The 14572-nt window shown below is 72.2% G+C and carries 15 protein-coding genes; 8 read left to right on the top strand and 7 right to left on the bottom strand.

The features are described from left to right. Positions 1-78: 78 nt before the first annotated feature. Positions 79-1482: a glycoside hydrolase family 43 protein gene (locus ACIF83_RS23415; protein WP_399729578.1), complete on the bottom strand. Its 1404-nt coding sequence runs from the start codon at positions 1480-1482 to the stop codon at positions 79-81. 273 nt (positions 1483-1755) lie between these two features. Between ACIF83_RS23415 and ACIF83_RS23410 the strand changes: the two genes are divergently transcribed. Together ACIF83_RS23410 and ACIF83_RS23405 are read left to right on the top strand one after the other, a co-directional pair. Beyond that, positions 1756-2757, top strand: a complete 1002-nt coding sequence (locus ACIF83_RS23410; RefSeq protein WP_398141017.1) for a hypothetical protein — start codon at positions 1756-1758, stop codon at positions 2755-2757. 102 nt (positions 2758-2859) lie between these two features. Continuing rightward, the gene (locus ACIF83_RS23405) at positions 2860-3735 is read left to right on the top strand and encodes a hypothetical protein (RefSeq protein ID WP_393483232.1); all 876 of its coding nucleotides are present in this window, start codon (positions 2860-2862) and stop codon (positions 3733-3735) included. Between the two features lie 76 nt (positions 3736-3811). Here the strand turns inward: ACIF83_RS23405 and ACIF83_RS23400 are convergent, their stop codons facing one another. Both ACIF83_RS23400 and ACIF83_RS23395 read right to left on the bottom strand, forming a co-directional pair. Beyond that, positions 3812-5020 carry a cytochrome P450 gene (locus ACIF83_RS23400; RefSeq protein WP_399729574.1) on the bottom strand — a complete coding sequence of 403 codons (1209 nt, stop codon included), beginning with the start codon at positions 5018-5020 and terminating at the stop codon, positions 3812-3814. Further along, positions 5017-5727, bottom strand: a complete 711-nt coding sequence (locus tag ACIF83_RS23395; RefSeq protein WP_399729571.1) for a tRNA-dependent cyclodipeptide synthase — start codon at positions 5725-5727, stop codon at positions 5017-5019. The genes ACIF83_RS23400 and ACIF83_RS23395 overlap by 4 nt, the downstream gene beginning before the upstream one ends. A 189-nt stretch (positions 5728-5916) precedes the next feature. Between ACIF83_RS23395 and ACIF83_RS23390 the strand changes: the two genes are divergently transcribed. The 4 genes from ACIF83_RS23390 (at position 5917) to ACIF83_RS23375 (ending at position 9087) form a co-directional block, all read left to right on the top strand. After that, complete coding sequence (locus ACIF83_RS23390) at positions 5917-6783, top strand: fructosamine kinase family protein (protein WP_399729569.1); 867 nt, start codon at positions 5917-5919, stop codon at positions 6781-6783. Positions 6784-6962: 179 nt separating this feature from the next. Next, a complete protein-coding gene (gene tgmA, locus ACIF83_RS23385) occupies positions 6963-7154 on the top strand; it encodes a putative ATP-grasp-modified RiPP (protein ID WP_014670659.1) in 192 nt (63 codons plus the stop codon). 17 nt (positions 7155-7171) lie between these two features. Further along, positions 7172-8155 (top strand): ATP-grasp ribosomal peptide maturase, encoded by a 984-nt coding sequence (tgmB, locus tag ACIF83_RS23380; RefSeq protein ID WP_393483243.1) that lies wholly within the window; start codon positions 7172-7174, stop codon positions 8153-8155. 35 nt (positions 8156-8190) lie between these two features. Further along, entirely contained in the window at positions 8191-9087 is an 897-nt protein-coding gene (locus ACIF83_RS23375) for a Gfo/Idh/MocA family protein (protein WP_399729565.1), read from the top strand. On the opposite strand, the gene ACIF83_RS23370 is transcribed toward ACIF83_RS23375, so the two are convergent. After that, the gene (locus ACIF83_RS23370; protein WP_393483248.1) at positions 9084-9410 is read right to left on the bottom strand and encodes a hypothetical protein; all 327 of its coding nucleotides are present in this window, start codon (positions 9408-9410) and stop codon (positions 9084-9086) included. The genes ACIF83_RS23375 and ACIF83_RS23370 overlap by 4 nt on opposite strands. 44 nt (positions 9411-9454) lie before the next feature. Next, positions 9455-10363: a GNAT family N-acetyltransferase gene (locus tag ACIF83_RS23365; protein WP_393483251.1), complete on the bottom strand. Its 909-nt coding sequence runs from the start codon at positions 10361-10363 to the stop codon at positions 9455-9457. A gap of 227 nt (positions 10364-10590) precedes the next feature. Between ACIF83_RS23365 and ACIF83_RS23360 the strand changes: the two genes are divergently transcribed. Next, positions 10591-11697: a PP2C family protein-serine/threonine phosphatase gene (locus ACIF83_RS23360; protein ID WP_393483254.1), complete on the top strand. Its 1107-nt coding sequence runs from the start codon at positions 10591-10593 to the stop codon at positions 11695-11697. 33 nt (positions 11698-11730) lie between these two features. On the opposite strand, the gene ACIF83_RS23355 is transcribed toward ACIF83_RS23360, so the two are convergent. Further along, positions 11731-12171 carry an Lrp/AsnC family transcriptional regulator gene (locus tag ACIF83_RS23355; protein WP_399729560.1) on the bottom strand — a complete coding sequence of 147 codons (441 nt, stop codon included), beginning with the start codon at positions 12169-12171 and terminating at the stop codon, positions 11731-11733. A gap of 37 nt (positions 12172-12208) precedes the next feature. Beyond that, complete coding sequence (locus tag ACIF83_RS23350) at positions 12209-13558, bottom strand: transaminase (RefSeq protein ID WP_399729557.1); 1350 nt, start codon at positions 13556-13558, stop codon at positions 12209-12211. A 279-nt stretch (positions 13559-13837) separates the two neighbouring features. Between ACIF83_RS23350 and ACIF83_RS23345 the strand changes: the two genes are divergently transcribed. Further along, positions 13838-14305: a hypothetical protein gene (locus ACIF83_RS23345; protein ID WP_393483261.1), complete on the top strand. Its 468-nt coding sequence runs from the start codon at positions 13838-13840 to the stop codon at positions 14303-14305. Positions 14306-14572 lie beyond the last annotated feature (267 nt).

Genomic DNA, 14572 nt, shown 5'->3' with positions numbered 1-14572 from the left:
TGTCCCATCGACACGCCGGAACACCCCTCGTTCGGACCAGCCCCCGTCACCCGTCCGCCCGCCGCCCGGCCCGCGCCGTCAGTAGCCCACGAAGAACGTCGCGTCAGCCTGGTCCGTGGCCGTGGAGATCGGGTCGATGCGCAGGACGTAGTCCGAATGCCTGATGTAACGGGTGGGGTGGTTGTACGAGCGGAAGGAGGTCCAGCCGGCGTCGGCGAGGCCCGCGGCCCGATAGAAGGTGGCGTCCTGGGCAAAGGCCGAGGTGCCGTCGTTCACGTCGAGGCGCAGCTGGTACGCGTAGTGCCGCAGATAGCGGGTCGGGTAGTTCACCGACTGGAAGGAGACGCCGGAGCCGTCGGCCAGGCCGGGCACGAGCTTCCACTGGGAGTCGGCGTACGGGTCGAAGGGGTAGGCGTCGATCCGGCCCACGTAGTCGGCATGGCGGATGTAGCGGTCCGGGTGGTTGTAGGACTTGATCCGGTTCCAGGCGGGTGCGCCCCACTTGGCCACGAGGTTGGTGTACTCGGTGGTGGTGATGGGCTGGATGGTGCCGTGCTTGGAGTTGACCGGCTGGGTGTAGGTGCGCTGGTCGAGAGCGCTCCAGGTGCCTGCGGCCAGGTCGGTGCTCTGCCAGGCGTAGAAGACACCGTTCGGCGTGTACGTGTCTCCCCACAGCCACCAGGTGCCCGAGGTCTGGGACTTGACGAGGACGGGGGCCTCGGTGCCGCCGTGGGCGACCGGCGTGCTGAAGACGGCGAAGCTCCCGGGGTCCAGCGAGGTGGACCTGGCGCCGACCAGTGCCTGCGCCGAACTGCTCTTGAAGTAGAGGTAGTTGACACCGTCGACACCTACGGCCAGGTCTGCGTCGATGACGTCGTAGCCGGGGTCGAAGAAGACCTGGGGGGCGGAGACGGTCCGGAAGTCGCCGGTGTAGTTCACCATGATCACGTTGTGTCCGCTGGAGTTCACGGACGAGTAGATGATGCCGTACCGGCCACGGCCCGCGTCCCAGAATGCCTCCGGAGCCCAGCTGTGGGTGTTCATGTCGTGCAGCTCGAGGCGGCGGTAGTTGGTGAAGGTGCGCAGGTCGGCGGAGTCCCAGACGTGGATGTACTGGCTGACGTAGCTCCAGTCGGTGCCCTTGAGGTCGGTGGCGAGGACGACGAAGGCGCCGTTCTGCTTGCGCAGGACGAACGGGTCGCGCAGTCCGCCGGCGCCTTCGGTCGGGGTGACGACGGGGTCGTTCTGGTTGAGCGGCATCCAGCGCAGCGCGTCCGTGCTGACGGCGAGGTGCAGGCCGTAGTCGGTGCCGGTGCCGTTGGGTGACTCGGTGAAGTACCCCATGACGTAGGCGGAGTCCGCGGCGTGGGCGGGGCGGGCACCCAGGGCCAGGTCGGTGGCCGCGGCCAGCGGCACGGCCGCTGCCATGCCGAGGAACAGCCGACGTGAGGGCAGGCCTGGGCGGTGGGGGGTTGCGCGCATGTGGTCTCCCGGGACTCGTCAACTGCCGGTATTTCGAACGAAGTTCGGTAAGTCGGTCAGAAAGTAGAGGTGTGGGAGGGACGCGTCAATGTTTGTGACAGGGACAGGGCTGTGAGGCAGGGGCGCTCCCCCGGGGGCAACCGCTCCGTCCCCCGTCCGGGTCGGTGCGGTCGTACGGCCGTGCGGGCGCCCCTAGCCTGAGTCCGACGATCCACCACGGCACGGCGGCGCCCTCCTTCCCTCGCCCCGCCGAGAACGAGAAGGGGCCGCCCCATGCCCGCCGCCGCAGCCGTGCCCGGACGCGGCATCCGCCGACTGCTCACGGCGTCGCTGGGTGCCCTGGTCGGGGTCTCCGCCGTCGCCGCCCCGGCCCGGGCCGACGTCGGCGATGTGACGGAGTTTCCGATCACGACCACGGCCGACACCCTCCCCGCCGGCCTCACCACGGGACCGGACGGAGCCGTGTGGTTCGCGGCGTCCGGAGTCGGCCGGATCGGGCGGGTCACCGTCGAAGGCAAGGTCACCGACTTTCCCACCGCCGGTCCGGACAGTTTCCCGCTCGCCGTCACCACGGGCCCGGACCAGGCGCTGTGGTTCACCGAGGGGAAGGCGAACAGGATCGGCCGGATCACCACCTCCGGACAGCTCACGGAGTTCCCGGTACCGACGGCCGACGGCTTCCCGACCGGGATCGCGACCGCACCGGACGGTGCCCTCTGGTTCACCGAGGCGGACGGCAACAGGATCGGCCGCATCACCGCCTCCGGCCGGATCACCGAGTACCCGGTCCCGACCCCGAGCGCCTCCCCGAACTCCATCGCGGCGGGCGGGGACGGAGCGCTGTGGTTCACCGAACTGACCGGCGGGAAGATCGGGCGGATCGACGGCTCCGGCCGGATCACCGAGTTCGCGCTGCCTCCCGCGTCCGGCTTTCCCGACGACATCGTCTCCGGCCCCGGCGGCATGTGGTTCACCACGTCCGGCTCCAGCTCGGTCGAGCGGATCGACTCCACCGGACGCGTCACCGGGGTCCCGCTGCCCGACCCGGACAGCAGTCCCAGCGGCATCGCCCTCGGGCCGGACGGACAGGTGTGGTACGCCGATCAGGCCGGCCGGATCGGTCGCGTCGACGCGGCCGGCAGGATCACCGACTTTCCGGTGCCGGGCGGCGCGGACAAGGTGCCGTTCCGTATCGCCGCGGGTCCCGACCACGCGGTGTGGTTCACGGGGCTGCTCGGCAATGTCATCGGACGCGTCCAGGCCCTGCCCGAGTGATCACGAGGGGCCGGAACCTGCCCCGTATCCGCTTGTTATGACAGCGGTCATGGCGCAGGCTGGTGCCGACAGCACGGCAGGCCGGCGCGGTGGGAGGAAGCAGTGGCGGGCGGGACGGCACGGACGATGTGGGAGCGGTACGAGCCGGTGCACGATCTCGTGTACTTCGCGCCCGAGGCGAGGCAGGCGGCGGACCGGCTGGGGATGCGCGGGTTCTGGATGGGGTACTTCGCGCTGCGGGCGGCCCCGCTGGGCGCGGTGTCGCCGTCCGTGGTCACCGGCTCCTTCTATGTCTTCCACCCCGCCCGGGTGGCCCGTGCACTGCCCGACGCCTGGGGGTACGCGGCTCCGGAAGAGGTGCTGGCGGCTCGCGGAGAGGCCATGGACGCGGCCATGACCCGCCTGTTCGGGCCGGACGTGACGCGCTCGGCGGACCTGGCGGAGGCGGCCGATCTCGCGTGGGAGGCGGCGGCCGCGGCGGACGTTCCGGGACGAGTGCTGGCCGCGGCCAACCAGGCGCTGGAGCGGCCCGAGCGGCCGACGGTGCGGCTGTGGCAGGCCCTGACGACCCTGCGCGAGCACCGGGGCGACGGGCATGTCGCCGTCCTGGTGGGCCTGGGCCTCGGGCCGGTCGAGGCCATGGTGCTCAAGGCGGCCGCCGGGGAGTCGGACGGGGCGTTCCTGCGGGAGACCCGCAGGTGGGAGCCGGAGGACTGGGCGGCGGCCGAGGCCGCCCTGCGGGAGCGCGGCTTCCTCGCCGAGGACGGATCGCTGACCCGCGCGGGTGTCGCCGGGCGCGCGCACATCGAGACGCGGACCGACGAGGCGGCCGAGCGCCCGTGGACCGCGCTCGGTGCGGAGCGCACCGCACGCCTGGCCGAGCTGCTGGAACCGCTGGCCCGCACCGTCGAGGACTCGGCGCTGCTGCCGCCCGGCAATCCGGTGGGGCTGACGCGACGGGAGTCCGCGCGCCGGTGACGGTGGCGTACGTCGGCGTCCCCGTCCGGGGTGCCGGACCGGGGACGCCGTACAGGACGTACGGAGAGCCTGTGGGTTACCAGGCCACCGGGAGCCGTTCGGGGATCCGCTTCATGAAGCCGGTGCGCCAGACCAGTTGACTCGACGGCACGGCGAGCGCGAGGTCCGGCAGGCGTTCGAGCAGGACCTCCAGGGCGATCCGGGCATGCGCGCGGCCGAGTGCGGTGGCGGGGCAGTAGTGGGCGCCGCCGCCGAAGGAGAGGTGGTCTGCGGTGTTGTCGCGGTGGACGTCGAAGCGGTGCGGGTCGGGGAACTTCTCCGGGTCGAGGTTGGCGCCCTCCACCAGGACCAGGACGAGTTCGCCCCGGCGGACCTGCACGTCGCCGAGCCGGACGTCCTCCAGGGCGAGGCGCGGCAGGGCGTCGCCGATGGAGAGGTTCACCCGCAGCAGCTCCTCGACGCCCGGGCCGATCAGGTCGGGGCGGTCCCTGAGGAGGTCCCTGGCTATGGGGTGGGTGAGCAGGTAGACCAGGGCCATGGCGAGGAAGCCCGAGGTGGAGATGGTGCCGGCGCCGAACATGGTGACGCCGACGGTGGCCAGCATCTCGTCGGTCAGGTGGGCGTAGTCGGGGTCGTCGCGCAGTGCGGCGAGCTCACCCATCAGCCCGTGGGTGGCCGGGGCGTCGAGCAGGGCGGTCATCCGGGTGATGTCCCGGTCCCAGTTGATCTTCGCGCCGGTGATCGGGCACGCAGAGTTCATGAAGGCGATGTCGAGGCTGCGCAGGAAGGCCGGGGCCTCGGTCTGCGGGATGCCGAGGATGCGGCAGTGCATGCCCGCCGAGTACGGCTCGCAGAACGCGTCGCGCAGGTCCACCGTCGGCCCTTCGGCCGCCATCAGGTCCACCAGGCGGTGAGCCTCCTCGCGCAGCCAGTCCAGCAGGCCGGGGGTCTTGGGGTTGAGCGCCTTCAGCACCGCCCGGCGCAGCCCCGCCCCGGTGATGTTGCCCATGTTGTTCACGACCTCGGGCGGGATCGTGAGCGCGTACTGGCGGGGGACGCCGGGCGCGGAGGTGTCCTTGAGGGAGAACCGGTCGTCCTTGAGGACCTGCCGGCACAGGTCGTAGGAGGAGACCAGCCATGCCTCGTCGCCGGCGATGGTCCGCACGGGCCGTACGGGGGTGGCGGCGCGCAGGTCCTCGACCTCGGCGGGCACGCGGGTGCCGTCCCAGGAGAACGGGAAGTCCAACAGCTGTGCCTCGGTGCGGATGTCGGGGGCGGTGGTCATGCCGCGGCTCCTTGCTGGGCGGCGGGCGTCACGATGGCGTGGCCCTGGTTGCGGGAGGCGCGCAGTCCGGCGCCGCGGGAGTACAACAGCTCGGCCATCGGCAGCAGTTGGTGGTAGCAGTTGAGCGACGAGGGCACCTTGAGGATGGCGGGGGTGTCCAGGAACAGGGGCGCCTCGGCGCACACGTACTCCAGGCACACCTCGCGCTGCCGCTCGCTCGCCTGCTCGCCCCGGGCCGACAGGAAGCGGCTCACCAGAGCGTTGCAGACGCGCCGGAAGTCGCCGTCGGACTGCAGCCTGTGCTGCAGCTGCCGGTGGATCTCCTGGTAAGCGGGGTTGGTGCGGAAGGCCGACATCGGGTGCCAGTCGAGCCGGGCGCCGTCCGGGTCGGCCTCCGTCACCGCGTCGCGGACCTTCGCGCGCACGCCCCGCAGGTTCTTCACGGCCTTGCGGCGGGCCTCGTCCGGCGCGTAGCCGGACGCCTCGTACATCTCGGCCACGTACAGGTCGGTGTAGACGAAGTCGACCCTGTCGAAGTGGTCCAGCCCCCAGCGGGCGAGGTCGTGCAGGCGTTGGGCGGAGAAATAGCTGTTGCCCGGCGACACGCCGATGACGGCATGTGCGCCCTCGCCGAAGATGACTTCGCAGTGGGAGGTGTAGGGCTGAACCTCGAAGACGTCGGCCATCAGCACGGATGCTGTGGTCAAGGGGGAAACCCTCCGCCGCGCGCTAGTCCCGTCAGGGCCCTGTGCCCCTGGTGTGGCGACGCGGCGCCCTCACGCTAGCCGTACGACGTCAACACGGGTAGTTACTGCCTGGGTTTGGCCGAAATCAGTCGTATCAATGGTCGAAGTGCCCTCAGGGGAACCTCATTTACGGGCCGTACGCTGGGGCCCGTGGTCAACCGAGACGAGGATCCAGGGCAGGCGGCGTCCAGGCTCACCGGGCGCCGGGTCACGGCCTCGCGGACGCCGTCCGGGGCGCCCGCGGAGGTGACGCTGGAGGGTGGAACGGCGGTGATGGTCAAGCGTGGCGACGCCCCGGGCGCGGTATGCGCCGAGGTGGCCGGGCTGCGCTGGCTCGGCGCGGCGGGCGCGGTCCGGGTGCCGGAGGTGCTCGGCCACGACGAGCGGTGGATGGTCACCGAGCGCGTGCCGACCGGGCGGCCCGACGGCACGGCAGCGCTACGTTTCGGCCACGCCCTCGCCGCCCTGCACGCCGCCGGGGCACCGGCGTTCGGCGCGCCGCCGCCGGGCGGCCCGGAGGAGGCGTACATCGGCCTCGCGCCCATGCGCAACACACCCGGGGAAGACTGGCCCGGCTGGTACGCCGAGCACCGCGTGCTGCCGTATCTGCGCGGTGCGGTGGACGCCGGCACGCTGCGGCCCGCGGAGGCCGCCGTGATCGAGCGATTCTGCGAGCGGCTCCCGGAACTCGCCGGACCGGCCGAACCGCCCGCCCGGCTGCACGGCGACCTGTGGAACGGCAATGTGCTGTGGGCCACAGACGGGGCGGTCCGGATCATCGACCCGGCGGCGCACGGCGGGCACCGGGAGACCGACCTGGCGATGCTCCAGCTGTTCGGCTGCCCGCACCTGGACCGGGTACTGGCCGGATACCAGGAGGCGGCACCGCTGGCCGACGGCTGGCGGCGGCGCATCGGCCTGCATCAGCTCTTCCCGCTGCTCGTGCACGTGGTGCTGTTCGGCCGCGGCTACGCCGAACAGGCCCTCGCCGCGGCCCGCGGCGCCCTCACGGAGTGAAACGGAACGCAAGACACCGCACGTCCACGGGCGGACCGCGCAACTCCCTCCGGGCGGCGTGACGTCCTCCTGTCCGACGCCTCGAACGACCCCTCTCCGGACCCCGGTTACGGAGTGTAAGGAAACCAACCACCCGTTCGATTCGTATAAGGACGTGAAAGCCGAATCAGGGAGAGACCATGCAACCGTTCACGCTCAACTACGCGCGCCCCGCTGTGCAGTTGGACGTCACCGCTCCGTACGCGTACGACTCCGGACTGCAGTTGAACGTCCTCCCGGACGGGCGGATCGCCGCCACCGATCACGCGACTCTGAGAGCACTGGGGACAACGACCTCCACGGCCGGCTCCAAGACGCACTTCGACGACTGAACGCGGGCCTGTGCAAGATGACCGTGCTCATCCTGACCACTGAAGAGGACGTGACGGCGGACATGGTGGTCCTCCAGCTGGGCCGGGCCGGCGTGCCCGTGGTCCGGCTCGATCCCGCCGACCTCACCAACGGCGTGGCGCTGTCGGGCGAGTACGTGCAGGGCGCCTGCCGCGGACACCTGTCCGTCGGCGGGCGCCTCGTGAGCATGAACGGCCTGCGCTCCATCTGGGTACGCAGGCCGGGGGACGCGGCCCTGCGCGCGGGCCAGCCCTCCGCCTGGCTGACGGAGGAGTCCGCCCAGGCGCTGTACGGCATGCTGCGCTGTACCGGCGCGCGCTGGATGAACCATCCGGACGCGGCCCGCCGGGCCCGCCACAAGCCCTGGCAGCTGCGGCTCGCCCAGCTCAGCGGGCTCGCCGTGCCGGCCACGCTGATCACCACGTTTCCGCAGGCGGCCCGGGAGTTCGCCGAGCGTTTCCCGGACCTGGTGGTCAAGCCCGTCTCCGGCGCGCACCCCCAGGAGCCGCCGCGGGCGGTGCCCACCAGCCGGGTCGCTCCGGACGCCGACTTCGCGGCCGTCGCCTTCGGTCCGACCCTGCTGCAGCGGCGGATCCCCAAGCGGGCCGACATCCGGCTCACGGTCGTCGGCGAGCGGCTGCTGGCCGCGCGCAAGCCGGCCGACCCGGACGGCCACCCCGACGACATCGACGTCCGCTTCGCCCCGTCGGTCTCCCCCTGGCTCCCGGCGGAAGTGCCCCCGCGCGTCGCCGAGGCCGTCCTCCGTTACCTGAAGGACGCCGAACTCGCCTACGGTGCGTTCGACTTCGCGGAGGACGCGGACGGGATCTGGTGGTTCCTGGAGTGCAACCAGTCGGGCCAGTTCGGCTTCGTCGAGATGGACACCGGCCAGCCGATCGCCGAGACCATCGCGCAGTGGCTGGCCGGGCACGGGGATCATGCGGTGTCGTACGTCAACGGCGACCGGGACACGGCATCGTGAGGCCGTGGCGGCCGGTCCGCGGAAAGGAACGCGAGATGCGCATCGGACTGCTGGGAACGGGCCCGTGGGCCCGGGCTGCCTACGCCCCCGCGCTCGCCGGGCACACCGGCCTGGACTTCGCGGGGGTGTGGGGCCGCCGCCCGGAGGCGGCCACCGCGCTGGCGGAGCAGTACGGCGTCGGGGCGTACGGCGACGTGGACGCGCTGCTGGCCGACGTGGACGCGGTGGCGGTGGCCCTTCCCCCCTCGGTGCAGGCCGAGTTGGCGGTACGGGCGGCGCAGGCGGGACGGCATCTCCTCCTGGACAAGCCGTTGGCGGTGGGGGTCGCCGAGGCGCGGGCCGTGGCCGAGGCCGCGGAGCGGGCGGGGGTGGCCTCGGTCGTGTTCTTCACCACACGCTTCCAGAAGGAGCCGGAGGCCTGGATCGACGAACAGGCCGCCGCGGCGGGCTGGTTCACGGCACGGGCGCAGTGGCTGGGGGCGGTGTTCACGAGCGACAGCCCGTTCGCGGCCTCCCCCTGGCGGCGGGAGAAGGGCGCGCTGTGGGACGTGGGACCGCATGCCCTGTCCGTCCTGCTCCCGGTCCTCGGCGACGTACGACAGGTCCTGGCGGCGGCGTACGGCCCCTCCGACACCGTGCACCTGGTCCTCGACCACGCCACGGGCGCGTCCAGCACGCTCACGCTGAGCCTGACGGCACCGCCCGCGGCGGCCGGGGCCGACCTCGAACTGCGGGGCGAGGCCGGCGTTTCGCTCCTGCCGAGAAGCTCCGAGGGCGCCGTTCCCGCCCTCACCCGCGCCGCCGACGCCCTGCTGACCTCCACCCGCACCGGTCGCCCATACCCCTGCGACGCCGCGTTCGGCCTGCGGGTCACCGAGATCCTGGCGGCGGCAGAGGCGAAGCTGGCCGGGGAACCGGCCTCCCTCGGCTAGCCCTCGTCCTCCTCGAACGGTTCGTCGCTCCACCGGAACCAAGCCCGGTCCCCCTCGATGTGCAGCAGGAACTCGGGGACCGGGCCCTGCGGCGAGGACAGCGAGACACGCCGCCGTATCTCGTCGTACGCGGACTCCCACTCCTCCCATCGCTCGCCCTCCATCAGGGCCAGCTCACGGGCGAAGAGGTCCTGCACGGCACCGAAGCCGGGGCCGGCGGTGAAGCTCCCCGACAGCCAGGGGAAGTCGGCCTCGTCGATCAGGATCTCGCCGACGGGGCCCTCCCCGGCACGCACCCGCCACACCGCACCGGCGAACCCCATGGCCCCTCCCCCGCTCCACCGCCGTCGATCACCCCGTCAGCTTGTCACCCGGCACCGACAACGCGCTCGGACCAGAGGTTGAGGCGCTCCCGTACGACGGGGTAGCCGGCCCTGGTGAAGTGCGCGGCCATCGGGAAGTTGTCCTGGTCGGTGGCGGCGGCGATGAACTCGGCGTCGCGTTCGACGAGGAAGTGGGTGCACTCGGCGAGCAGGTCGTAGGCATAGCCGTGGCCGCGGTGCTCCGGGAGGACGCCGATGAAGCCGATGCACGGTCCGTTCGGGTTGCGGGCCGGGATGTGGATGCCGACCGGCTCGCCCTCGGGCGTGCGGGCGAGCTGCCACCACGCGCGCGGTGACGGGAACCAGTGGAGGATGTCGAGTTCCTCCTGGGCGGCCTGGTCGACTCCGCCCTGCTCGACGGCCCGTCGGGCGTGGGCGTCCAGCGTGACGGAGTGGATGCGGCACAGGGCGTCGAAGAAGACGGTGTCGTCCGGTTCGGCGGTGAAGACGAGGCGTCCGGGGCGCTCGGGCAGGCCGTGGTCCGGGGTCCAGCGGTAGATGAAGCGTTCCACGAGCGGTTCATATCCGGCTTTGCGGGCGGCGGCGGTGCGGGTGGTGACGGCGGCCGGCAGACCGGCGACGTCCCGCCAGCCGGCGGGCAGGTCGAGTTCGAGCTCCTCGGTGCGCCAGGGGGCCGTTCGCAGGAGTTCGGCTCCCGCGTCCTCCTCGCCCTCGGCCACGTCGAACCAGTTGATGACGAGCGGCTCGGGGTCCTCCGGCCGGGCCCACCACGCGGCACGGGCCACGACCCGGCCGTCACGCAGGGCGACCCGCTTCCAGTCGGGCCGGTACCGGGTCCGCCGGTGCTTCTGGCGGAAGCCCAGCGGGTCGGGCAGGGTGTCGAAAAGGTGAGCACTGCTCGCGTCGAGCGTGCGGATGACCACAGCGGTCATGGACTCCTCCGGGATGCGTGCTGCGTACAGCGGGGCACGCTCCCGGTCGGACGTGTCACGCCCGAGGAACGGGAAGGCGGGAGCGCTGGGTGACTGCGGACTGCATGACGCTCGCCTCCTTCCGGTGCCGTCCAGGGCGTGCTGCACACGCTAGGAGGACGGACGGCCGGGTGTCGACCGCTTTCTCGCGGTGCACCCCCTTCCCGGCGACGGCGTAGCGTGGGGATGTGAGATCGGTGCGCGGCTCGTCGTCGCGGCGGAACCGGGAGGAGCGCGGCTGGCTGCGGGGCGCGCCACCGCCGCGATGGGTGCGGGTGCTGCCGGTGGCACTGCTGGTCGGGGTGACCACGGCCACGCTCGTCACCCCGCACGCAAGCGATCTCGGCTTCCTGCTGGGCGCGATCCCGCCGCTCGCCGTCCTGTCGTACGGGCCGGTGGCGACCGCCGTTCTGGGCGCTCTGGTCGTCGTGGTGCTGAACCTCCCGTCGACGCACCTGAACCGTCCCGGCAACACCGATCTGCTCACCATCGTGTTCGTCGCCCTGCTGAGTGTGTTCCTCTCCTACGTGCGCAGGCTCCGGGACGCCCAGCTGGTCATGGAGCGGGCGATCGGGGAGGCCGTGCAGCAGGCCGTGATGCCGCCGCTGCCGGAACGCGTGGGGCGGGTGGGATGCACGGGCTTCTACCGGGCCGCCCAGGACGGGACGCTGGTGGGCGGGGACTTCTTCGACGTGCGGGCGGGGCCGCACGGCGTCCGGGCGGTGATGGGAGACGTGCAGGGGCACGGGCTGGCGGCGGTCGCGACGGTGGTGTCGCTGCTGGGCGCGTTCCGGGAGGCGGTGCTGGACCAGCCGGACCTGGCGTCGGTAGCGGCCCGCATGGACCGCAGGCTGGGGGTGGACTCGGCGGGTGTGCGGCACGCCGAGCTGTTCGCGACCGCGGTGCTGCTGGAGTTCACACCCGACGCGCGGGCGGTGCGGGTGGTCGCCTACGGGCATCCGGCCCCGGTGCTGCTGCACGACGGCCGGGCCCGCGAGGTGACCGTCACCTCGGCTCCCCCGCTGGGCCTCGGGCTGATCGGCGCCGATCCCCCCAAGGAGGTCACCGTGCCGCTCGGGCCGGGCGACCGCCTGCTGCTGGCCTCCGACGGCATCTGGGAGGCCCGCAACGCCTCCGGCACCTTCTATCCGCTGCCCGAGCGGCTGTCCGACATCGCGGACACCGTCTCCGGCGACCTGGCCGACGCCGTGTGGACCGACCTCGGCCTACAGCACTACGAGGTGCGCGACGACGCCACCCTGCTGGTCCTGACGCCCCAGCCGCCGGGCACCTGACCTCGGCTTCCCGTGTCTGTGCGGAGACACGGGTCAGCCCACGTCCCACAGGAAGCGGTGGGTGTGGATGCCGAAGTACGGGAAGGACTGGATCTCGCGGATGCCCTCGATGGGCCGGACCACGTCGTTGACGAAGTCCAGCAGGTCCTTGGGGCCCGGCGCGACCACCTCCGCGAACAGATCGAACCCGCCGGAGGTGAGCACGGAGTAGACCACCTCGGGGCGTTCGGCGAGGGTGTCGGCGACGACGCGCGGGTCACCGTCGACCCCGATGCCGAGCAGGGCCATGGCCTGCCCGCCCATGGCCATCGGGTCGGTGACGCCGACGACCTGAACGGCTCTGGAGTCCAGCAGGCGTTGCAGGCGCTGGCGGGCCGCCGAGGCGGACAACCCGACCTTCGGGCCGAGGTCGGCATAGGCGATACGGCCGTCGGTCTGCAGCTCGCGCAGGATGGCCCGGTCGATCTCGTCCACAACTCTCCCTTCGTGCAGTGCCGGGGGAACGTCCGGCTCAGCCGGCCAGTTCGGCGAGGGCCGCGGCGAACACCTCGGTGTGCGTGTCGACGTCCTGCTCGGTGGTGTCGGGGCACATGAGCGCCATGTTGTGGAACGGGGTCAGCAGGATGCCCCGGTTGGCGAGGTAGAGGTGCAGGAAGTCCTCCAGCTCCGGGTCGGCGGCCGCGGCGGACTCGGTGCCCGTGCGGGGCGCCGGCGAGGTGAAGCGGTACTCGGTGCGCGCGCCGAGGCGGCTGACGGACCAGGGCAGCCGGTGGGCCTCGATGCCGGCCCGGACACCCGCCTCGAAGCGCTCGGAGAGCTTCGCCATCCGGGCGAAGGCCTCGTCGGTGAGCACGTGCTCCAGGGTGGCCCGGGTCGCGGCGATCGACAGCGCGTTGCCGGCGAGGGTGCCGCCGACGCCGCCCATGTCGACGAGGTCCAGGTCGGCGCGGTCCAGCAGTCGCTCGGCGAGGTCCGCCGAGAGGCCGTAGGCGCCGGCCGGGATGCCGCCGCCGATCGCCTTGCCGATGGTGAGCAGGTCCGGCTCGAGGTCCCAGGCGGCCGTGCAGCCGCCGGGGCCCGCGGAGAAGGTGTGGGTCTCGTCGTTGATGAGCAGGGTGCCGTACCGCCTGGTCAGATCCCGTACGCCGGCGAGGTAGCCGGGCTCGGGCAGGACGATGCCGATGTTGGTGAGCGCGGGCTCCATGAGGACGGCGGCGACGTCCCCGTGGGCCAGCTCGCGCTCCAGCCCGGCGAGGTCGTTGAACTCGGCGACCCTGCTGGTCAGGGTGACGTCACAGGGCGCTCCGACGTTGCCGGGGCGGGCGGTGCCCCGGCCGTCCGGGCCGACGACGATCAGCGACTCGTCGACGCTGCCGTGGTAGCAGTAGCTGTTGACCAGGATCTTCGGGCGCCCGGTGACGGCCCGGGCGAGCCGGATCGCCCATCGGTTGGCGTCGGTCGCGGTCAGCGAGAAGCTCCAGCGGGCCAGGCCGAAGCGACGGGTCAGCTCGGCCCCGACCCACTCGGCGTCCTCCGTGGGCAGCATGGCGGTGGCCCCGCCCAGGCCGGTGAACCGGCGGTCGACCGCCTCGGTGACCGCGGCGGGCGAGTGACCGGCCATCGCGCCGGTGTCACCGAGGCAGAAGTCGATGTACTCGTGCCCGTCCACGTCGGTGATCCGTGCGCCGCGCGCCCCGGCCAGGTAGCGCGGGAAGGCACCGGCCGTCTTGTTCATCCAGGTCATCGGCACCCGGCCGAAGAGGTGGTCGGCCTTCTCGTAGGCCGCCCTGGAGCGCGGGTTGCGGCCTTCGGCCTCGGCGCTCTCGCGGGCCAGGAGGGCGTCCAGACGCGTGCGGTCCATGGGGTACCTCGATGCATGCCGGGGACGGAACGATCCGAGCGTACGAGTGAAAACGTGATGACTTCAAGAGTCGACGCTCGAATCAATTGCCATGACGCTCGAATCGAGCGTCTGCCGGGCACTCGGACGCCATGACAGTGATGCCCCAACCAGCGAACCATTGCCCGGTGTTCGAACGTGATGTCCAAAACGCCAGGGTTCGCCACCCCTTCCGCCAGGTAGAAATATCTAACAGCATGCATATGCCGGGTTGGTGTGCAGGATCACGCGGAGCGGTGCATGACGAACAGGATGTGGAAGCGGGGCGTGGAGTGGCTCGCCGCGGCGGCGGCCGATCCTCGAGCGTGCAAATGGGAGTGGGACCACGGGGAGGGCATCTCGCTGCTGGAGGCGGGCCGCTTCTGGGACGTCCTGAGCGTCCCCGAGCGGCTCGGTCTGCTCACGCTGGACCTGCTGTGGCGGCCCTCGCTGCCCGTGCCGGGGCCGACACTGGTGGACACCGCCGCGGGGCGGGTCGGGTTCTTCCTGCCGCCGGACCCGTCCGGGGGCTGGGTCGGCGCCGGCCTGCGGTACGCGACCAAGGGGTCCTGGGTCTCCGTGCCGCCGCCGTACCGGCCCGCCCGCTCCCTGGAGTGGCTGGTCCCGCCGGACGGCAACGGCACCCTGCACCGGCCCGGCACGCTGGAGGCGGCGCTGCAGGAGGCCAACGGCACGCTGGCGGTCCTCGCGCCGCTGCGCGGGCAGTAGCGGATCAGGGGCGTTCGGGCTCGGGCAGGACGCGCAGCACCAGCCCGGCGAGGGTGACCCAAGAGCACGGTGGGTTGCGCGGGGACGGTGGGCCCCTGGGCCCGCCACTCCGCCACTCCGCTACTCCGCCACGAGTTGGGCGTAGATCGGCTCCCGGGTCCGGTCCACCGGGGCCCTGCGGCTGCTTCGGTCCGTCCGGACCGTCCGGACCGTCCGGTCCGCGCGGTCGATGACGTCCATGCCCGGGCAACGCCCGGGACGCGCCAC

Origin of the sequence: Streptomyces sp. NPDC085866, from assembly GCF_044541035.1 — a bacterium.
Lineage (GTDB): Bacteria > Actinomycetota > Actinomycetes > Streptomycetales > Streptomycetaceae > Streptomyces.
Note: the sequence above shows the minus strand (reverse complement) of the source record. Positions and strands in the feature narration are given on the sequence as shown.

Coding starts and splice junctions, on each gene's coding strand:
- ACIF83_RS23415 (WP_399729578.1), bottom strand. CDS start 1,482: ATGCGCGCAACCCCCCACCGCCCAGGCCTGCCCTCACGTCGGCTGTTC.
- ACIF83_RS23410 (WP_398141017.1), top strand. CDS start 1,756: ATGCCCGCCGCCGCAGCCGTGCCCGGACGCGGCATCCGCCGACTGCTC.
- ACIF83_RS23400 (WP_399729574.1), bottom strand. CDS start 5,020: ATGACCACCGCCCCCGACATCCGCACCGAGGCACAGCTGTTGGACTTC.
- tgmA (WP_014670659.1), top strand. CDS start 6,963: ATGCAACCGTTCACGCTCAACTACGCGCGCCCCGCTGTGCAGTTGGAC.
- tgmB (WP_393483243.1), top strand. CDS start 7,172: ATGACCGTGCTCATCCTGACCACTGAAGAGGACGTGACGGCGGACATG.
- ACIF83_RS23375 (WP_399729565.1), top strand. CDS start 8,191: ATGCGCATCGGACTGCTGGGAACGGGCCCGTGGGCCCGGGCTGCCTAC.
- ACIF83_RS23370 (WP_393483248.1), bottom strand. CDS start 9,410: ATGGGGTTCGCCGGTGCGGTGTGGCGGGTGCGTGCCGGGGAGGGCCCC.
- ACIF83_RS23365 (WP_393483251.1), bottom strand. CDS start 10,363: ATGACCGCTGTGGTCATCCGCACGCTCGACGCGAGCAGTGCTCACCTT.
- ACIF83_RS23350 (WP_399729557.1), bottom strand. CDS start 13,558: ATGGACCGCACGCGTCTGGACGCCCTCCTGGCCCGCGAGAGCGCCGAG.
- ACIF83_RS23345 (WP_393483261.1), top strand. CDS start 13,838: ATGACGAACAGGATGTGGAAGCGGGGCGTGGAGTGGCTCGCCGCGGCG.